20 protein-coding genes are annotated in these 20,132 nt (G+C 53.1%); 5 read left to right on the top strand and 15 right to left on the bottom strand.

Annotated elements, in window-relative coordinates:
• Positions 1-52: 52 nt before the first annotated feature.
• The 10 genes from ACO0LM_RS05350 to ACO0LM_RS05305 all read right to left on the bottom strand — a co-directional run bounded on the left by ACO0LM_RS05350 (position 53) and on the right by ACO0LM_RS05305 (position 10,236).
• Complete coding sequence (locus ACO0LM_RS05350; protein WP_423034982.1) at positions 53-1,267, bottom strand: THUMP domain-containing class I SAM-dependent RNA methyltransferase; 1,215 nt, start codon at positions 1,265-1,267, stop codon at positions 53-55.
• Positions 1,268-1,482: 215 nt separating this feature from the next.
• Entirely contained in the window at positions 1,483-1,905 is a 423-nt protein-coding gene (locus tag ACO0LM_RS05345; RefSeq protein WP_423034980.1) for a CopD family protein, read from the bottom strand.
• Between the two features lie 40 nt (positions 1,906-1,945).
• Complete coding sequence (locus ACO0LM_RS05340; RefSeq protein ID WP_423035260.1) at positions 1,946-3,211, bottom strand: glutamate-5-semialdehyde dehydrogenase; 1,266 nt, start codon at positions 3,209-3,211, stop codon at positions 1,946-1,948.
• 126 nt (positions 3,212-3,337) lie between these two features.
• The gene (gene holA, locus ACO0LM_RS05335) at positions 3,338-4,357 is read right to left on the bottom strand and encodes a DNA polymerase III subunit delta (protein WP_422983047.1); all 1,020 of its coding nucleotides are present in this window, start codon (positions 4,355-4,357) and stop codon (positions 3,338-3,340) included.
• A gap of 1 nt (position 4,358) precedes the next feature.
• Positions 4,359-4,868: an LPS assembly lipoprotein LptE gene (gene lptE / locus ACO0LM_RS05330; RefSeq protein WP_422983045.1), complete on the bottom strand. Its 510-nt coding sequence runs from the start codon at positions 4,866-4,868 to the stop codon at positions 4,359-4,361.
• Positions 4,869-4,960: 92 nt separating this feature from the next.
• A complete protein-coding gene (leuS, locus tag ACO0LM_RS05325; RefSeq protein ID WP_423034978.1) occupies positions 4,961-7,588 on the bottom strand; it encodes a leucine--tRNA ligase in 2,628 nt (875 codons plus the stop codon).
• 149 nt (positions 7,589-7,737) lie between these two features.
• A complete protein-coding gene (locus ACO0LM_RS05320; protein WP_423034976.1) occupies positions 7,738-8,175 on the bottom strand; it encodes an ExbD/TolR family protein in 438 nt (145 codons plus the stop codon).
• 9 nt (positions 8,176-8,184) lie between these two features.
• The gene (locus ACO0LM_RS05315) at positions 8,185-8,832 is read right to left on the bottom strand and encodes a MotA/TolQ/ExbB proton channel family protein (protein WP_423034974.1); all 648 of its coding nucleotides are present in this window, start codon (positions 8,830-8,832) and stop codon (positions 8,185-8,187) included.
• A gap of 21 nt (positions 8,833-8,853) precedes the next feature.
• Positions 8,854-9,660 (bottom strand): 4-hydroxy-tetrahydrodipicolinate reductase, encoded by an 807-nt coding sequence (gene dapB / locus ACO0LM_RS05310; protein ID WP_423034972.1) that lies wholly within the window; start codon positions 9,658-9,660, stop codon positions 8,854-8,856.
• Between the two features lie 6 nt (positions 9,661-9,666).
• A complete protein-coding gene (locus ACO0LM_RS05305; RefSeq protein WP_423034970.1) occupies positions 9,667-10,236 on the bottom strand; it encodes an outer membrane protein assembly factor BamE in 570 nt (189 codons plus the stop codon).
• Positions 10,237-10,311: 75 nt separating this feature from the next.
• On the opposite strand from ACO0LM_RS05305, the gene fur reads away from it, so the two are divergent.
• The gene (gene fur, locus ACO0LM_RS05300; RefSeq protein WP_423034968.1) at positions 10,312-10,740 is read left to right on the top strand and encodes a ferric iron uptake transcriptional regulator; all 429 of its coding nucleotides are present in this window, start codon (positions 10,312-10,314) and stop codon (positions 10,738-10,740) included.
• Positions 10,741-10,858: 118 nt separating this feature from the next.
• Here the strand turns inward: fur and ACO0LM_RS05295 are convergent, their stop codons facing one another.
• The 3 genes from ACO0LM_RS05295 to ACO0LM_RS05285 all read right to left on the bottom strand — a co-directional run bounded on the left by ACO0LM_RS05295 (position 10,859) and on the right by ACO0LM_RS05285 (position 13,226).
• A complete protein-coding gene (locus ACO0LM_RS05295; protein ID WP_423034966.1) occupies positions 10,859-11,242 on the bottom strand; it encodes a response regulator in 384 nt (127 codons plus the stop codon).
• A 124-nt stretch (positions 11,243-11,366) separates the two neighbouring features.
• Positions 11,367-12,386, bottom strand: a complete 1,020-nt coding sequence (hrcA, locus tag ACO0LM_RS05290) for a heat-inducible transcriptional repressor HrcA (RefSeq protein WP_422983029.1) — start codon at positions 12,384-12,386, stop codon at positions 11,367-11,369.
• Positions 12,387-12,539: 153 nt separating this feature from the next.
• Entirely contained in the window at positions 12,540-13,226 is a 687-nt protein-coding gene (locus ACO0LM_RS05285; RefSeq protein ID WP_423034964.1) for an HAD family hydrolase, read from the bottom strand.
• A 75-nt stretch (positions 13,227-13,301) separates the two neighbouring features.
• Between ACO0LM_RS05285 and ACO0LM_RS05280 the strand changes: the two genes are divergently transcribed.
• The 4 genes from ACO0LM_RS05280 to ACO0LM_RS05265 all read left to right on the top strand — a co-directional run bounded on the left by ACO0LM_RS05280 (position 13,302) and on the right by ACO0LM_RS05265 (position 17,937).
• Positions 13,302-14,195: an NAD kinase gene (locus ACO0LM_RS05280; protein WP_423035258.1), complete on the top strand. Its 894-nt coding sequence runs from the start codon at positions 13,302-13,304 to the stop codon at positions 14,193-14,195.
• Between the two features lie 142 nt (positions 14,196-14,337).
• The gene (recN, locus tag ACO0LM_RS05275) at positions 14,338-15,984 is read left to right on the top strand and encodes a DNA repair protein RecN (RefSeq protein WP_423034962.1); all 1,647 of its coding nucleotides are present in this window, start codon (positions 14,338-14,340) and stop codon (positions 15,982-15,984) included.
• Positions 15,985-15,998: 14 nt separating this feature from the next.
• Positions 15,999-17,105, top strand: a complete 1,107-nt coding sequence (hemH, locus tag ACO0LM_RS05270) for a ferrochelatase (protein WP_423034960.1) — start codon at positions 15,999-16,001, stop codon at positions 17,103-17,105.
• Between the two features lie 7 nt (positions 17,106-17,112).
• Positions 17,113-17,937: a symmetrical bis(5'-nucleosyl)-tetraphosphatase gene (locus ACO0LM_RS05265; RefSeq protein ID WP_423034958.1), complete on the top strand. Its 825-nt coding sequence runs from the start codon at positions 17,113-17,115 to the stop codon at positions 17,935-17,937.
• Here the strand turns inward: ACO0LM_RS05265 and ACO0LM_RS05260 are convergent.
• A complete protein-coding gene (locus ACO0LM_RS05260) occupies positions 17,934-18,671 on the bottom strand; it encodes a lysophospholipid acyltransferase family protein (protein ID WP_423034956.1) in 738 nt (245 codons plus the stop codon). The genes ACO0LM_RS05265 and ACO0LM_RS05260 overlap by 4 nt on opposite strands.
• A 173-nt stretch (positions 18,672-18,844) precedes the next feature.
• Complete coding sequence (locus ACO0LM_RS05255) at positions 18,845-20,131, bottom strand: dihydroorotase (protein WP_423034954.1); 1,287 nt, start codon at positions 20,129-20,131, stop codon at positions 18,845-18,847.
• Position 20,132 lies beyond the last annotated feature (1 nt).

Below are 20,132 nucleotides of genomic sequence, written 5' to 3'. Positions count from 1 at the left end.
AAAATGGCCAGGTCTGCTGAGGCCTGGCCGTTTTGTAACGACATGATGAAAATTATTCAGCGATATCTTTGGGCTTGGCTTCTTCCCTGCGATTAAAGCCAGCCACCATATCAAAGCGGAACAAACGGCATTCCAGCGCGCCGTTATAGAAAGGCGTCTTGCGCGATTCTTTCAGGCGCAACATTTTCGGCAAGCTCAAATCAGCAGTGAACAGGAACACGCTCCAACCAGCAAAGCGCTGCTTCAATGTGGTACTGAAAGCACTGAAAAAATCTTTGGCCATATCATCATCTTCCATCGTGCTGTCACCACGCACACCAATACGTTCACCGTAAGGTGGATTGGTCAGCAAGACGCCCGGCGTTGTTGTCGGTGCCTTGATCTCCTGCGCTTCGATCTGCTTCAGGGGCACGTCAAAACGGATACCAGCCTTGTTCAGGTTATTGCGTGTCATGACTATCATGTCACCGGAAATATCGCTGCCAAAAATAGTTGGCTCGGTTGGCAAAGGCTGTGGCTTGGCGCTGGCCTTGATCTGTGCCCAGGCATCGGCATCAAACTGATGCATTTTTTCAAAAGCAAATTCACGCTTCAGGCCTGGTGGAATACCTGCCAGGATTTGCGCTGCTTCAATCAAAATAGTGCCGGAACCACACATAGGATCAAACAAGGGTGTGCCCGGTTTCCAGCCAGCGGTACGCAACAAACCTGCTGCCAGGTTTTCGCGCAAAGGCGCATCGCCCGTTTCCAGGCGCCAGCCGCGTTTGAACAATGGTTCGCCCGAGATATCCAGGTAAATCGTGAAATTGCGCGCATCCAGAAAACCAACGATGCGCATGTCCGGGTTCTTGGTGTTGACCGATGGACGCTGGGTGAACTGGTCGCGGAAACGGTCGCAGATCGCATCCTTGATTTTCAGGGTGGCGAAATCCAGACTCTTCAAAGGTGACTTCACTGCCGTGACATCAACCCGTATCGTGTGGTGGTAGCCAAACCAGTCTTCCCAGGGCTGATCCAGCACCAGGTCATAAATATCGTTTTCATTGGCATAGCCGGAATGCGCCATGCGCATCAGCACGCGTGAAGCAATGCGCGAATGCAGGTTGATACGCCAGCCATCATGCAGACTGCCGGAGCAGTGCACACCGCCAGGCACCTGATTGTGCACAGACATGGTTTTATCCATGGCTGCAATTTCACCCAGCTCTTCAGCCAGGGCTATTTCCAGGCCGCGTGGGCATGGACAAAAATAAGAATAACGCGTCATAGGAGTACCCTTTATCCGTTAAAAAAACAATGGTGAATTTTCACCGCCAATTGCTGACCTGGAGTTCTGCACTCCAGACCGACCGTATTTTCAAAATCTGTCAAAGCCCGTCAAACCCAGGGAAGTTCTGATTCGCGTAGGAGCGGCTTCAGCCGCGAATAGCCGATGTAAGCAACATGTTCGCGGCTAAAGCCGCTCCTACAAAATTAAGCTCCCTAAAAAGGTTTGACCACGACCAAAATCAATATCGCCAGCAACAAAATCACCGGCACTTCATTGAACCACCGAAACCACATATGGCTGCGTTTGTTCATCCCCTTCTCAAATTTTTTCAACAAGCTGCCGCAGGCGTGGTGATAACCTATCAGTAAGATCACGAAAGCCAGCTTGGCATGCAGCCAGCCATTACCCGGCCCCTTGCCTATGCCATACCCCAGCCATAAGCACAGGCCAAGCACCAGGGCCAACACGGCCAATATCGTCATGAAGCGATACAGTTTGCGCGCCATCAACAACAGCCGTTCCGTGGTCGTCACATGGCTTTCCATCGCCAGGTTAACCAGGATCCGCGGCAAATAAAACAGGCCAGCAAACCAGGACGTGACGAACAGGATGTGAAAAGCTTTTACCCAAAGCATGATGTACCTTCTTTAATTTGCAGTATTTATTTTTACTTTATTATTGACGCACTTCGCCGTGACCAAAGACCACATACTTCATCGAAGTCAAGCCTTCCAGCCCTACCGGTCCACGCGCATGCAGCTTGTCGTTCGAGATACCAATCTCTGCACCCAGACCATATTCAAACCCATCGGCAAAACGGGTAGAGGCATTCACTATCACCGATGCCGAATCGACTTCACGCAAGAAGCGCAGGGCACGGCTATAGTCTTCAGTGATGATGGATTCGGTATGCTTGGATGAATAATCATTAATATGCGTAATGGCTTCATCCATGTCGGCCACTACCTTGACTGCCAGGATCGCTGCCAGGTATTCCGTGCTCCAGTCTTCTTCTGTGGCTTTGGCCAGATACGGATAGCCTGCCAGGATCGCAGCGGCGGCATCATCGCAACGCAATTCCACCTGCTTGCCGGCATACAGGTCAGCCAGTGCAGGCAAGACCTGCGCTGCAATGCCTTGCGCGACCAGTAAGGTTTCCATGGTGTTGCAAGTGCCGTAGCGATGGCATTTGGCGTTGAAGGCCACATCGACTGCTTTTTTCAGGTCAGCCTTGTCATCGATATACACATGACAGATACCGTCCAGATGCTTGATCATCGGCACGGTGGCTTCCTGCATCAGGCGCGCGATCAGGCCCTTGCCGCCACGCGGGACAATCACGTCGACATATTGCGGCATGGTGATCAGTTCACCAACGGCAGCACGGTCAGTAGTTTCTACAATCTGTACTGCATCAGCCGGCAAGCCGGCACCGGCCAGGCCTTCCTTGACCAGTTTCGCCAGGGCCTGGTTGCAGTGTATGGCTTCCGAGCCACCGCGCAAGATGGTGGCATTACCACTTTTGATGCACAGGCCGGCCGCATCCACGGTCACATTCGGGCGCGCTTCGTAAATAATGCCAATGACACCCAGCGGTACGCGCATCTGCCCTACCTGTATGCCGGTAGGACGGTATTTCATGTTCGATATTTCACCGATAGGGTCAGCCAGACTGACGATCTGTTCCAGCCCTTCGGCCATGGTGGCAATCGCCTTGTCGGACAGGGTCAGCCGGTCCAGCATGGCGGCTTCCATGCCTGCTGCTTTTGCTGCTGCCAGGTCAAGTTCATTGGCTGCACGCAAGGCCGCAGCTTCACGCCTGATGGCTGCGGCGATCAGTGACAGGGCCTTGTTCTTGGCGGCAGTGTCGGCTTTGGCCATGGCGCGCGACGCTGCGCGGGCACGGGTGCCGAGGTCGTTCATGTAGTGCTTGATATCCATATCGTCATTCAGAGAACGTCTGAGCATCCTCATATTCGTTGATCAGCCACCAGAAAGATGGCAAGAGAATTCAATTTCCGGTTTGATAAACCGTGCTATCAGTATCAGGTGCAGACCAAACTACAGCTACGCTGCCTTGGCCACTTTCAAACCCAATTGCAACAAGGCATCCCAGGGATCGCCTGCAAACGCCTTGGCGCGTAAACCTTTTACCATCTTATCGACTTGTGAAGCTTCTTGCAGGGCCGCTCGCAGTGTTGTCAAACTGACGCGCCGCAAGGCCGGGTCCATGAGCTTTTCACGCGGGCCCCAGATGCGGTATTCTTTCAGCAAGGCTGACAAGGGTCTACCCTGCGCCATGCCGGACTTCAATTTCAGCAAGGTACGAATTTCTTCTGCCATGGCCCACAAGACCAGTGGCAGTGCTTCGCCCTCGCCCTTCAAACCATTCAGCATACGTACCAGTCTTGCCACATCGCCAGACAGCATGGCTTCATTGAGCTTGAAGACATCATAGCGCGCCACATTCAGTACGGCATCATGGATTTGTTCAAAACTCAGTTTGCCAGGTGGATGCAGCAATGCCAGTTTCTGGATTTCCTGATGCGCAGCCAGCAAATTGCCCTCTACCCTGTCAGCAATAAAATCCAGGCTTTGCCTGTCAGCGTTTTGCTGTTGCATCGATAAGCGCAGGCTGATCCAGTTAGGCAACTGATTACGTTCCACCAGCGGGATATCGATATACACCGCAGCCTGCTGCAGACTGGTCACCCAGGCGGCTTTTTGCGTCGCCCAGTCGAGCTTGGGCAAGGTGATCAGGGTCAGGTTATCTGGCGACAGATTCGCCACATATTCCTGCAAGGCCTGGCCACCATCCTTGCCGGGCTTGCCGGTGGGAATGCGCAAGTCGATCAGTTTTTTATCGCCAAACAGGGATTGCGACTGATTCGCTGCCAGCAAAGCACCCCATTTGAAACTGCGTTCCACCGTCAGGATGTCACGCTCGTAAAAACCCTGTGCCTTTGCCGTGCGGCGTATCTTGTCTGCAGCTTCCAGCGCCAGCAAATGCTCATCACTGGTGATCACATACAGTGGCGCCAGTGTTTTCGCCAGATGGCCATCAAGGGCATCGAAGCGTAGCAGCATCTTAATCGTCCATCTTTACAACGGCCAGGCGGCGCATGATCTGCTGCACCAGGTCGTTTTGCATGTCACGGTACAGCAAGACTTCTTCGGCCTCTTTCGCCAACACCTGGGTTTCATTGAAACTGATGTTGCGCTTCAGTTGTATATCTACCGGCTCCAGATATTCCTTGCCTTCGTTATTGCGCAGGCGGAAACGGAAGTTGTAGATCAAATTGTATTCACGCACACGACCCTGGCTGTTCAGAGACAGAATCTGCTTATCCCTGGTTTCACTCATGACTTCGAGTATGACCTGCGCATCCTTGGCGCTGGACATGATCTGGGTCTGCCCGTTGGCGCGTATCTGGCGACGCAATTCACCACCCAGTGCCGAGCTTTCCGGCATGCCTATGTATATATTCTTGAACGGCAAAGCCACCGGGCCGCGCAAGGCAAAACCACAAGCAGACAGTAGCATCACAGACAGGATGGCTGCCAGCCATTGCAGACGCTTGAAATACATTGCTTGCATGCAGTTTCCTTTGTTACAAATCAGACTATTGTTCAACACCACGCTTTTGCCACCGCTTTTGTCACCGTTTTTTTCATCGCTTTTACCATACATCAGGCAACGATATTCACCAGTTTGCCAGGCACGATAATAATTTTCTTGGCGGCACCTTCCATGAATTTCTGTACGCTTTCATTGGCCAGGGCAGTCGCTTCTATGGTGGCCTTGTCGGCATCCTTGGCGACCTTGATGCTGCCACGCAGTTTGCCATTGACTTGCACCATCAGCTCGATTTCATCCTGCACCAATGCCGCTTCATCCACCAGCGGCCATGGCGCATCAATGATTTCACCCAGGTCAGCAGCCAGCCCCAGTTCCTGCCACAGCACATGGGCAATGTGCGGGCACACCGGATACAGGCCACGCAGCAAGATGCCGAAAGCTTCGCGCAAGGCTGCTGCACTACCTTCGGCTTCTGACTTGAAGGACTCTATCGTGTTCAACAACTTCATCGCACCGGAGACCACGGTGTTGTATTGCAGGCGATCATAATCGGCATCGATCTGCTTCAGCGTCAGATGCACTTCGCGGCGCAAGGCCTTGACATCATTGGCGTAAGCAAGGGGCACGACCGTACCAGAGGCAATCGTGCCAGACAATTTCAACGCCGATGCCCACAGACGACGCAAGTAACGCGATGCACCTTCTACCCCGCTATTACTCCAGGCCGCACTTTGATCTGGAGGGCCGGCAAACATGGTGAACAGGCGTGCTGTATCAGCACCAAACTGCTCGATAATGTCTTTCGGCTCAACCACATTGTTTTTGGACTTGGACATCTTTTCGATGCCGCCCATTTGCACAGGCTGCCCATCCGACTTCAACACGGCGGCAATAGGACGGCCCTTGTCATCATGCTGGACTTCAATTTCATTCGGGTAGAACCAGATTTTCTTGCCTGTGGCATCTTCACGATAGTAAGACTCGTTCAGCAACATGCCCTGGGTGAACAGGTTCTTGAAAGGTTCGTCTATCTTGACCAGGCCCAGGTCACGCATAGCCTTGGTCCAGAAACGCGCATACAGCAAATGCAAAACCGCATGTTCGACACCGCCGATGTACTGGTCCATCGCCATCCAGTAATCATTGCGCTCATCCACCATGGTGGTCGCATCCGGGCAGGTATAACGCATGAAATACCAGCTGGAATCAACGAAGGTATCCATGGTGTCGGTTTCACGGTGTGCCGGGCTGCCGCATTTAGGGCAAGGCACATTCAGGAAATCTTCACGGTGCTTCAATGGATTGCCAGAACCATCCGGGATGCAATCGGTAGGCAATACCACCGGCAAATCTTCATATGGCACAGGCACATCACCACAGCTGGCGCAATGGATGATAGGGATAGGTGTACCCCAGTAGCGCTGGCGAGAAATGCCCCAGTCACGCAAGCGCCAGGTGGTTTTCTTTTCGCCCAGGCCCTTGGCTACCAGATCATTCGCAACGGCATCCACCGTAGCTTTAAAGCTCAGACCATCATACTTGCCGGAATTGACGGTAACGCCACGCTGCTTGTCGCCATAATATTCTGCCCAGGCATCAGTACTGAAACTTTCGCCTTCAATCGCCACCACTTGCTTGATGGCGATATGGTATTTTTTCGCAAAAGCGAAATCGCGTTCATCATGCGCAGGCACGCCCATGACAGCACCATCACCATAGGTCATCAAGACATAATTGCCAACCCAGACTTCGACCTGCTCACCTGTCAAAGGATGGGTGACGAACAGGCCGGTAGGCATGCCCTCTTTTTCTTTGGTCGCCATTTCGGCTTCCGTGGTACCGCCTGCTTTGCAGACTTCGATGAAGGCTGCCAGTGCGGTATTGTTTTTTGCTGCCAGCGTGGCAATAGGATGTTCTGCCGCTACTGCGCAGAAAGTCACACCCATGATGGTGTCAGGGCGGGTCGTAAAGACATACATCTTGCCGTCTTGTACCAGCGCACCGCTGTCATCCTTGATACCATGCGGGAAAGCAAAGCGCACGCCTTCGCTTTTGCCTATCCAGTTGCGCTGCATGGTACGCACTTGCTCAGGCCAGCCATCCAGATCATCAATGCTGTTCAGCAGTTCGTCTGCATATTGGGTGATGCCAAAATAATAGCCAGGGATTTCACGCTTTTCGACCAGTGCACCAGAGCGCCAGCCGCGACCATCGATCACCTGCTCGTTCGCCAGCACGGTTTGATCGACCGGGTCCCAGTTGACGACCTGGGTCTTTTTGTAGGCAACGCCTTTTTCCAGCATCTTCAGGAACAGCCACTGGTTCCAGCGATAGTAGTCCGGGTCACAAGTCGCGACTTCGCGTGTCCAGTCAAATGCCAGACCCAGAGGTTGCATTTGTGACTTCATGTCTTCGATGTTGGCGTAAGTCCATTCTGCCGGCGATTTTTTATATGCAATCGCAGCATTCTCTGCTGGCAAGCCAAACGCATCCCAACCCATAGGCATGAGGACGTTATAGCCCTTCATGCGCAACTGGCGTGCCAGCATGTCATTGATCGTGTAATTACGTACATGGCCCATATGCAGCTTGCCGGAAGGGTAAGGCAGCATGGAGCAGGCGTAATACTTGCCTTTGGGGAAACGTGGATTGTTTTCTACTACCGTATAGGCATCGATCTTTTTCCAGTGGGACTGCGCCGATTGTTCGACGTCGGAAGGTGTATATTTTTCTTGCATGGCGTAAGCAGAAGTAGGTGCGGAAATGACTCAGAACCTTAGATTATAACTGCTTACACCGTATTATTGAGTAAAGCCTCTGGGCGAGCCCCGAATAATGGCGTCGTGGAAAGGAATAATGTGCATTGCCCGTGACAGGCCTGCCAGGTTTAGCGGGCAGCTTTCTTGTCGGTAATGAAAGAAATCCGGCTCAAGCCTTGTGCCTGGGCGGCAGCCATGACCTGGGCAATGATTTCATAGCGGGTGGCCTTGTCGGCGCGCAATTGTATTTCTGCCTGTGGGTTGCTGCGTGCGAGTATAGCCAGCCTGGGTTCCAGTTCAGCCATGGACAACAGGTCCTTGTCCCAGTACAGACGTCCTGCTGCATCAAATGCAATAGGGATGGTGCTCGCTGGTTCCGGCACGGCAGCAGATTGTGCCTGGGGCAAATCCAGCTTGATGGCATGCGTCATGAAAGGGGCAGCGATAATGAAAATCACCAGCAAGACCAGCATCACATCCACCATGGGTGTGACATTGATATCCGCCATCGCTCCCTGTGAACGGGAGGCAGCAGAATCAGATTGTTGGAATTGACCGAATGACATGCGTCAGCCTCAGGTTTTGCACCAGTGCGCATGCAGGTCGAAGGCAAAGCCATCCAGCTCGGCCAGGGTAATGCGGTTGATGCGGTTAAAACCGTTATAGGCCAGTACTGCAGGGATGGCAACCATCAATCCCAACGCGGTCATGATCAGGGCTTCGCCAACCGGGCCAGCCAGTTGGTCTATCTGCACGGCACCTGATGCCGAAATGGCCGTCAGCGCATGATAGATACCCCACACCGTGCCCAATAAGCCGACAAAGGGGGCCGTTGCGCCTATCGACGCCAGCATGGTCAATCCTGCTTCCAGCCTGGTGGTCAGCGTCTGCAATTGCTGGCGCAGGCTGCGGGTGAGGACTTCGCTGAATGCGGTGTGTTCAGACAAGGTGCCGGCACGTCTGTCTGCCTGCTCTGCGGCATCTGCCAGGGCCATAAAGATATGTGCTTTATCGGCCTGTCGCAGCATGGCCATGGCATCCGCCAGGCTGGGTGATTGCCAGAAGACCCGCAAGGCTGGTGCCGCCTGGCGGATACGCCAGAAAGTCCAGGCCTTCAACAAGATCAGGGTCCAACTGAGTACCGACATCGCCAGCAAAAACCAGCCGACCATGTGCCCCAGCAAATCTGCCTGTTCCCAATAATGTGCAATCGCAGAATTCATAGGGCCGGGTCGGCGTTTCGCCTAGCGCAAACCCAATACGTCATACATGTCGAACAGGCCAGTGGATTTATCCTGCAGAAAACGGGCTGCACGCAAACTGCCATGCGCATAGGTGACGCGACTGGATGACTTATGGGTTATTTCAACGCGTTCACCGATGCCGGCAAACAGGACTGTATGATCACCGACGATATCGCCACCACGGATAGTGGCAAAACCGATGGAAGATGGATCACGCTCGCCGGTCACGCCTTCGCGGGAAAATACCCCGACTTCATTCAGATCGCGCCCCAGTGTGTCAGCAATCACTTCACCCATTTTCAGTGCCGTGCCTGATGGCGCATCCACTTTATGACGGTGATGTGCCTCAATGATCTCAATATCATAACCATGAGAAAAACTTTTGGCGGCCATTTCCAGCAACTTCATCGTGACATTCACGCCCACACTCATATTTGGCGCAAACATGATGGCAGTCTTTTGCGCGGCGGCAGCAATGGCTGCCTTGCCTGCTTCGTCAAAACCGGTGGTACCTATGATCATCTTGATGCCATGCGCAGCACAATACGCAAGGTGCTTGAGCGTACCTTCGGGGCGGGTGAAGTCGATCAGGTAAGCGGCATCTGCCAAACCCTTGGCCAGATCCGACTCGATCAACACCCCTGTCGGCTTGCCCAGGCTGAGGCCGGCGTCCGTACCCAGTGCCGGCGAACCAGGCACATCCAGCGCCCCGGCCAGCACCAGGTCATCCGCAGCGCTGATTGCCTCAACCAACATCTTCCCCATACGGCCAGAAGCACCCGCTACGGCAATTTTCAAGGCTGTCATAGTGTCTTATTTCTCTTTTTTCTTGGCCGGACCATCAGTATCGATGACAGACTGTACGCGATTCACACCCAGGGCGGATTCGGTAATACGGGCCAGATAATCTTTTTCAGTCGGCAGGTTACCGCCTTCAAACTTGGCAACAGTGTTATTTTTGAAATACACTGATACGCGGCTGGAGATTTGTTCGCCATTGCCCTTGGTCAAACGGAAGGGATAATCCCAGCGGTCTTCGTGGAACATGTCAGTCAGCAAAGCCGTACCCAGCAAAAAACGCACTTGCTCACGGGTCATGCCTTCTTTCAATTGGGAAATCATTTCCTGTGATACGAAGTTACCTTGCTGGATAGGTACGCGGTAAGGCGAGATATAGCTGAGCAATTTAGCAAAACCGGTAGGAGCGACCACCTGGGCTCCGCTGGTGTCACCAGTATTTGTCGGAGTGGCATACACCGCAGTTTTGTCTGCACTGGACAAGAAAGGCAAAGCTGACGAACATGCAGTCAGGCAGGCAATCAGTGCCAGACCTGCGGCACGGCCCAGTGTGGTCCGTTTTGAAGCTGAAAACAACAAACGCATAGGTAACCTCATTATTGAGCAACAAGCCCTAAAACCCGATATCATAAAGCAGATAGCAAATTTTTGATCGAAAACATGACAAACAGCACTCCAAACCTGAAGGCCAGCGGCCTGAAAGCTACCCTTCCACGACTGAAGATACTGGAAATTTTCCAGAACAGCCGGGTTCGCCATCTGACAGCAGAAGACGTGTATAAGATCCTGCTGAATGAAAATATGGATGTCGGTTTAGCAACAGTGTATCGTGTTTTGACGCAATTCGAACAGGCTGGCCTGCTCAATCGCAATCACTTCGAAACCGGCAAGGCTATTTTCGAGCTGAACGAGGGTTCACACCATGACCATCTGGTCTGCCTCGATTGTGGCAGGGTGGAAGAATTTTTTGATGAAGAAATCGAGCAACGCCAGCAAAAGGTAGCGCTGGACCGTGGCTTTAAAATTGCCGAACATGCGCTGGCCATTTACGGTAACTGCACAAAAACCAACTGCGAACACAAGACTTAAAAACCGTTCATCCATCCTGCGGACAAATCTCTGCATATAACTCTACACATATCAACACACAAGCAGGCAGTCAAATAGAACTCAGGCAAGCCTGCCTGAGTCTTCTGGCGGTCTGGCCTTACTTGCTGATTTTGGCAACGACAGCCGCAACCGTGTCTATCACTTTTTGGGCATTGAATGGCTTGAAAATATAGCCATGAATGCCCGACTTGATGGCTTCTGCAATGGTCGCCTGATCCTTGTTGGCGGTGACCATCAGTACACTGGCATTGGGAACCAGTTCTTTCAGACGCGGCAAAATCTCGATACCACTAATCTTGGGCATGACCACGTCCAGCATGATCAGTTGCGGTTTGAGCTTGACTGCCATTTCCAGCCCGGTGCTGCCATCGGCTGCCTCACCCACGACATCATAGCCCTCGCTGCGCAAGATGACCCTCAACACTTCCCTGGTGACGTCGTTATCGTCCACCAATAGTATTGTTACGTTTTTATTGTCCATATCAATAATTATCAGTCACAAGTGTAAGAGAATTGCTTGCACGACCCAGATGACTGGACATGGTTGCTCGCCAAACCTGTTTCAGCAAGGCGCATGACGTCAACTATATCGATTAATTCACCGGCTACTGGCTCAGCGCATTCGACAATAACTTTGCGGTAATATCCACGATCGGTATCACTCTTTCATAGGCCATGCGGGTCGGACCTATGACTCCCAGTGTACCAACTATCTTACCGTTAACTTCATAGGGTGCGGTCACTATGCTCATTTCTTCCATGGGAACCAGCTGCGATTCACCACCGATAAAGATCTGCACACCGGTCGCCTTGCTGGACACATCCAGCAATTGCATCAAACTGCTTTTTTGCTCGAACATGTCAAACAATTTACGCAGGGAACTCATGTTGGAAGACAGGTCCTGCACATTCAGTAAATTGCGCTCACCTGAAATGACAACCTCGTCATTTTGCTCATCCATGGCGTTGCTGCCTGCTTCCACCGCAGCCTGCATCAACCGGGTCATGTCATTTTGCAGTTGCCGTAATTCGCTGTTGATGCGGGTACGCGCATCGGAAAAACTTAAACCGCCAAAATTCTGGTTCAGGTAATTGGCCGCATGCACCAGTTGTCCCTGGTTATAGTCTACGTCGGTCAGCAACAGACGGTTGTGCACATCACCGGTAGGCGACACCACGACCAGCAGAATACGTTTTTCCGACAAGCGCAGAAATTCAACTTGCTGGAATATCGATTCGGTACGCGGTGTCATGACGACGCCGGCAAACTGCGACAGCGAAGACAAAATCTGTGCGGCGTTGGCGATCAATTTTTGTGGCGGTTGCGACAACATGCCTGCCTGTAGACGCGACTCCAGGCCGACTTCATTGATCTCTTGCACGGTAAGCAATTTATCCACAAACACCCTATACCCGCGCGGCGTGGGTATACGCCCGGCTGATGTGTGCGGACTGGCAACAAAACCCATCTCTTCGAGGTCAGCCATGACATTGCGTATGGTCGCAGGCGACAATTCCAGGCCAGAAATTTTCGACAGGGCGCGGGAGCCCACAGGCTGGCCATCGGCGATATACCGTTCGACCAGTGCTTTTAATAAGGTTTGTGCGCGAATATCGAGTTGCATAGCTTCATTTTATGCGTTCATGCCAGCAATGAACATAGAAAGTTAGGACTTACGCAAAATTGTCCCAGCAAGGCGTAGCGACGAAGACAGTACGAATAGTACGACTAGGAGCTACAACGCAGCTGGGGCGGTTTTGCGTAAGTCCTAAAAGTTTCATATCCACTGTACCAGATCATACAGGGTAGCAAATTCTGCATCGGGCCTGATATGCATATGGCGTTCATCCTCAATTTTCAACCCCTTGCGATTCATCCAGCCACCTTTCAGGCCAGCTTGTTGTGCACCTTGCACATCCAGCAACAAATCGTCACCTACATACAAAACTTCAGAGGGTGCCAACTCCAGCGCGTCGCAAGCCGCCAGGAAAATGCGCGGGTCGGGCTTGGCACAGCCAAAACGGTACGCCGCAATCGATACCTTGAAATGCCCGGCAATACCAATGGCCGACAAATCGGCAAAACCATTCGAGACCGTCCCCAGCACTATCTTTTTTTCCAGCGCCAGCAAGCCTGACCTGACGTCTTCGTACAAATCCACCTTGTTCCTGGCATCGGCGAATACGGCCATGGCATGATCGGCTTTTTCCACCGCTACGCCATGCTCCTGGAATACCTCACGGAGCAAGGTATGGCGCAGCGCCCACAAATCATATTGGAAACGCGGGTCGGCCGATACCAGACTATTCCTGCGTTCACGCAATTTTTCCACACTGTAATTTTGGGCGACCACGGGTACGTGTTCATGCATCCATTGCTGCAACACCGCCTCGGCACGGCGTATCACCGGCACCACCGGCCACAAGGTATCATCCAGATCCAGCAAAACAGCTTTTAATGTCATAAAGTGCACTCAATTCATTCATTCCTGGCTTAATTATGGTCTAATCTGAGGCATCATGTCACCTCCCCCTTGTTTATGACAGTCCAGGCCAAAACCATTGCACTTGTTGGGAAATATAATGCTGCCGGTATCGCGGATTCCATGACGGAACTGGCAAACTTCCTGGAGCACGCAGGGCATCACGTCGTTATCGAGGCAGAAACAGCGCAATACCCGCAACTGGTGCAGTTCAGCACCATGACTGTTCCTGAGATCGGCAAATCTGCCGATGCCGCCATCGTCATCGGCGGGGATGGCACCATGCTGGGCATCGCGCGTCAACTGGCTCCCTATAACGTACCGCTGATAGGCGTCAACCAGGGCCGGCTGGGCTTTATTACCGATATAGCACTTGATCGCATGATACCGGCGATTACCGACATACTGGACGGCAAATATGCATCCGAACGCCGTAGTCTGCTGCAGGCCATCGTGGTACGTGACGGTGACCAGATTTTCAGCGGTGTCGCCTTCAATGATATCGTGGTATCACGCGGTGCCGGTTCCGGCATGGTGGAACTGCGGGTCGAAGTCGATGGTCATTTCATGTACAACCAGCGTTCTGACGGCCTGATCGTTTCTACCCCTACCGGTTCCACCGCCTATGCCCTGTCGGCAGGCGGCCCTTTGCTACACCCCAGTCTGTCTGGCATTGCCATGGTGCCGATTGCACCACATGCCTTGTCCAACCGCCCGATCGTCTTGCCGGACAGTAGTGAAATCGTGATCGAGATCGTGGCCGGACGCGACATCAGCCTTAACTTTGACATGCAGAACTTTGCCAGCCTGCTGTATCAGGACAGGATAATCGTGAACCGCTCTGCCCATACGGTGACCTTCCTGCATCCACATGGCTGGAATTATTACAATACCCTGCGCGAAAAACTGCACTGGAACGAATATCCCTCGGTCGAAGGTGCACTTAATTGAACCATCTACTGAACCATTCACTGAAACCTCAACTGAAACACCTATATAGCGGGTATTGCTAAAATAGCGGCTGGCACTGTTTGGCCGCTGTACTACATACATCCTTACCCACATCCATTTCATACCATTACGTCTGTTCATTATGCTGCGCACGCTTGCCATTCGTGACTTTGTCATTGTCGACACACTGGAACTCGAATTCTCATCCGGCTTCAGCGTACTGACCGGTGAAACCGGAGCCGGTAAATCCATCCTGATTGATGCCCTGACCCTGGCACTGGGTGGCCGGGGTGATGCCAGCATGGTGCGCGAATCGGCTGCCAAAGCCGATGTCAGCGCCGAATTTGCCATCAATGCCAACCTGGCAGACTGGCTGGAAGCGAATGATTTCAGCGACCCCGACCAGCAACTGATACTGCGCCGTACGATAGACAATGCCGGACGCTCGAAAGCCTGGATCAACGGTATCACCGCCACCGCCAGCCAGTTGCGCGAGATCGGTGATTTGCTGGTGGATATCCATGGCCAGCATGCCCATCAATCCTTGCTGAAAACCGAGGCCCAGCGTTCCCTGCTCGACATGCAGGGCGGACTGGAAGAACAGGTACGCGAAGTCGGCCTGCGCTACAAGGCCTGGCGCAATCTGAGCAAGCAGCGTGAGGAATTTGAAACCAATGCCAAGAATGTCTTGCAAGAACGCGAAAGGCTGGAATGGCAAGTCGGTGAACTCGACAAATTGCAGATCAAGCCCGGTGAGTGGGAAGACATCACCCAGGAACATAGCCGTCTGGCGCACGCTGCCAGCTTGCTGGAAGGGGCGCAGGAAGCCAGCACCCTGATTTCCGAATCGGACCATCCTGTACTGTCACAACTGACGGCAGTCCAGCACAAGTTGCAAAAGCTGCTGGACTATGACGCTGCCCTCAAACCTGTCATCGAGGCACTGGATTCTGCCTGCATCAACCTGCAGGAAACCACCTATGCCCTGAATGATTACCTGAGCCGCACCGAGCTGGACCCGGCGCGCCTGCGCAAAGTCGAAAGCCGCGTCGAAGCAATTCACACTACGGCACGTCGCTTCCACGTCGCACCAGAAAAACTGCATGAAGAATTTGCCATTTTATCGGCACAGTTGCAGCAGCTATCCAATGCCAGCGATATGGATGCCCTGAAAGCGCAAGAAGAAAAATCCCGTTTAAGTTATCTGCAGGTGGCACAAAAGCTCAGCAAGGCACGCACCAAAGTGGCGAAAGAACTGGGGTCGGCAGTCACCGCCGCGATGCAAGACCTGAGCATGGGCGGCGGCAGTTTTTCCATTGCCCTGCATGCTTCCGAACCGGCCACCTATGGGCTGGAACAAATCGAATTCCTGGTAGCCGGCCATGCCGGTGTACAGGCGCGCCCACTGGCCAAAGTGGCATCCGGTGGTGAGTTGGCACGTATCTCGCTAGCTATCTCGGTCATCACTTCCGGTGCCACTGCCACCCCTACCCTTATTTTCGATGAAGTCGATAGCGGCATCGGCGGTGGTGTGGCCGAAGTGGTCGGGCGTTTGTTGAAACGACTGGGGCAAGACCGGCAAGTTCTGTGCGTCACCCATTTGCCACAAGTCGCCAGCCAGGCCAATCAGCACTTCCAGGTCAGCAAGGCCAGCCACAAAGGCAAGACCACATCACAGATTGAAGCACTGGATAACAAACAACGTGTCGAAGAAATCGCCCGCATGCTGGGCGGCATAGAAATCACAGCAACCACGCGCAAACACGCCAGAGAATTACTGGCATCTTAAGAAGATACAACATCATGCGCTTCCTCAAAGAACCCGAATATTCCCACGGCAAGATAGCTAAAACTGCCGTCGTACTGATCAACCTGGGCACACCGGAAGCCCCTACGGCATCGGCAGTGCGCCCTTACCTGAAACAATTTTTATGGGACCGGCGTGTAGTGGAAGTGCCGCGCCCAATCTGGTGGCTGATCTTGCACGGCATCATCCTGCCATTTCGTTCTGGCCAGTCTGCAAAAAAATACGCCTCCATCTGGACCAAAGATGGTTCACCACTGAAAATTCATACAGAAAAACAGGCCGCCCTGCTGAAGGGTTACCTGGGTGAACGCGGACACGAAGTTCAAGTTGCCTATGCCATGCGCTACGGTTCGCCATCCATCCCTGAGGTCTTGCAAAAACTCAAAAAAGAAGGTTGCGAGCGCATATTGATTTTGCCCGCCTATCCGCAATATTCTGGCACCACCACCGCATCAAATTTTGATGCGGTGGTCCAGCATTATCAACAAGTCAGGAACATGCCTGAGCTGCGCTTCATCAAGAACTATCATGATCATGACGGCTATATTCAGGCATTGAAAGTATCTGTCATGGAGCACTGGCAAAGCCATGGCCGGCCTCAGAAACTGGTCATGAGTTTTCACGGCTTGCCGAAAGCTTTTTTACTGCGGGGCGACGCCTATCATTGCGAATGCTATAAAACCGCCCGCCTGCTGGCTGACAAACTGGGCTTGGGCAAGGACGATTATATTGTCACTTTCCAGTCGCGCCTGGGTCGTGCCGAGTGGTTGCAACCCTATACTGCACCGACGGTACAAAAATTGGCAAAAGACGGTGTCAAACGCATCGATGTTATCTGCCCCGGCTTTATCGCCGACTGCCTGGAAACCCTGGAAGAAATCGCCATGGAAGTAAAGACCGATTTCCTGCGGGCCGGTGGCAAGGAATTCAACTACATCCCCTGCCTGAATGAATCGCCGGTATGGATGCGTGGCCTGGCAGAGATTGCCGAGCAACACCTGATAGGCTGGCCAACCATGATCACTGCCAGCGTGCGTGAGCAACAAAAACAGCAAGCCCTGATCAGTCGCTCCGAATCGAAACGACTGGGTGCGGATCACTGATAATGCAATGAGCAAAACCTATTTCATCGGCGATATACAAGGCTGTGCCGAACAGTTGCAGACCCTGCTTGACAAGATAGAAGCGCGCTCACCGCACGCTTACTATCTGTTCGCCGGTGATCTGGTAAATCGTGGTCCGCATTCACTGGCAAGCCTGCGTTTGATACGCAGCCTGCAACAAAGCGGACGTGCCGAAAGCGTATTAGGCAACCACGACCTGCATTTGCTGGCTGTCGCCCATGGCATACGCCCTGCCCACCACAACGACACCCTGGACGACATCCTGCAAGCCCCTGACCGCGATGAGCTACTGTACTGGTTGCGACAACGCCCTTTGGCAATTTTCAAGAACCAGCATGTGCTGGTACATGCTGGCGTCTTTCCGCAATGGTCGGCAGCGCAGACGCTGAGCCTGGCAAAGGAAGTGGAAACCCGCTTGCGCGCCCATGACTGGCTGGACCTGCTGCAGAATATGTATGGCAACACACCCGATCAATGGCAGGATGATTTACAGGGTCATTCACGTTACCGCTGCATCATCAATGCACTGACGCGCATGCGTTTTTGCAGCGCCGACGGCAAGATGGATTTTGCTACCAAGGATGGCGCGGGTGCTGCACCTGAAGGATTTGCACCATGGTTTGATTTGCCCAGGGCCACAGAGGACAACACCATGGTTTTTGGCCACTGGTCAACACTGGGCCTGGTATTGCGCCCCAATCTGATCAGCCTGGACACCGGTTGTGTCTGGGGTGGAAAATTGACGGCGGTTGCGCTGGAAGACCGTGACGTGGTGCAGATAGATTGTCCGCAACAGCAACAGCCAGGTTAAATTTCGACCACACCCAATTCCTGCATCACGGCTGCGCGCGCCAGCCTGGCGACATCGCGCCTGTGCGCACCGTCGGTAGGGATGGTGGGCAAGCGCACCAGTTCTGCCGTCATGCGCGGTGCCAGCAAGATGATGCGCATACTTTCTGCAAAAGTCATGTCGCCAATAAAATCAGCCGCCGTATGGAACTGGCCTTGTGCATCCAGATAGCGAAGCACGAATGGCTGCACCGGCACGCGGGCTTCTATCGCTGCTTCAAACAGATTGGCATGAAAAGACAGCACATTCCCTTGTGATGCTGTCGTGCCTTCGGGGAAAAACGCAATGCGTTTACCCGCTTCGATCTGATGTACCAGTCCTTCATAAATACGACGTACATCACGCTGCCTGCCACGCACCAGGAAAATGGTGCCCGCTTTCTCACATAACCAGCCCAGCAAAGGCCAGTTACGGATATCTGACTTGGCAACAAAATGGCAAGGGTGCAAGGTGTTGATGACAAAAATGTCCAGCCAGGAAATATGATTGGAAACGATCATCGCAGACGCGTTCACCGCGCCTTCGCTTTTATCTTTGAAAGCAACATCGACGGTGCAGATGGCCAACAATTTGACCGACCAGCGACGCACCAGATAATCACGCCTGGCATCATGGGCAAATGGAAAGACCACTGCGCACGTCAGCAGACCCGCAATGAGATGAATGAATACCCGAAAAAAATGCCAAACGATCATGCCCAACTCGCCCATACCCACAAGGGGTAAGAATAAAATTTTAAATCACAATAAAACAAACGGGAGTACGGTGAACCATACTCCCAGCATGTATCTTATTACCCAAATGATGCAGCTCAACCTACATCCTCAGAAACTGCCTGCACAATAAAGCTCAATGTAGTAAAGCTCAATCAATGCAGAGTATCAAACGCCACATGCCCCGACACGATGGTTGCTTTCACCATGCCCGGTAATTCATACCCCAGGAAAGGGGTATGTTTGCCCTGGCTGGCGAGGGCTTTTGCTTCTACCTTCCAGCGCGTAGCCGGATCAAAGATGCAGATATCGGCAGCATGCCCAACGGCGATTTGTCCGGCAGGTACACCTGCGACCCTGGCTGCATGGTGGCTGATTTTGGACAGGGCCAGTATCAGGCTGACTTCGCCACGGCTGTCTTCTACCCATTTCAGTACCAGCGACAGCAATAATTCCAGACCGGTTGCGCCGGGTGAAGCTTCGGCAAAGGGCAGCAATTTTTCGTCATCATCGACCGGCGTGTGGTCGGAACAGATCGCATCTATAGTGCCATCCTTCAATGCCGCGCTGATGGCATCGCGGTCACGCTGGCTGCGTAAGGGTGGTGTCAGGCGTGCATTCGAATCGAAGAAACCGATATCTGCATCGGTCAGGTGCACATGGTGGGCACCAACGTCACAGGTCAAAGACAAGCCTTCTTTCTTGGCCTTGCGTATCAACTCCAAACCGGCAGCGGAAGAGATACGACACAAATGCACTTTGGCATTGGTCGCGCGCATGAGTTCAAACAGGGTGTGCAGGGCAATGGTTTCTGCCATGACAGGCACGCCGGACAAACCCAGACGTGACGCCAAGGGTCCACTATGCGCCACACCACCCTTGCCTATGTAGGCATCTTGCGGGCGCAGCCAGACTGTGAAACCAAAGGTACTGGCGTATTCCAGCGCTCTTTGCAAAGTATTGGTATTGGCAATGGTTTCTTCTGCCTGTGAAAAACCGATGCAACCGGCCTGTGTCAGCTCTGCCATCTCGGTCAGGGCTTCGCCCTTCAAGCCGACTGTCAGTGCACCGAGCGGATACACATGCGCCTTGTTTTGCATGCGCGCTCTTTGCTTCAACATTTCCACCAGGCCGGATTCATCCAGCACCGGGTCCGTATCCGGCGGGCAGACCAGGCTGGTGACGCCACCACGCATGGCGGCCTGCAATTCGGATTCCAGCGTAGCCTTGTATTCAAAGCCGGGTTCACGCAAGCGGGCACTCAGATCAACCAGACCGGGTGCGACCACCAGGCCAGTGGCATCGACAACTTTATTGGCGACAAAATCTGCCGGTGCCTGGCCGATGGCGACGATCTTGCCGGCCGCGATAAATACATCCTGTACGGCATCTGTGCCACTTGCCGGATCAATCACGCGGCCATTCTTGATATGTATTTTCATA

This window comes from Undibacterium sp. Di26W, from assembly GCF_049340265.1.
GTDB lineage: Bacteria > Pseudomonadota > Gammaproteobacteria > Burkholderiales > Burkholderiaceae_D > Undibacterium.
This window is presented reverse-complemented; position numbering and strand designations above follow the sequence as displayed.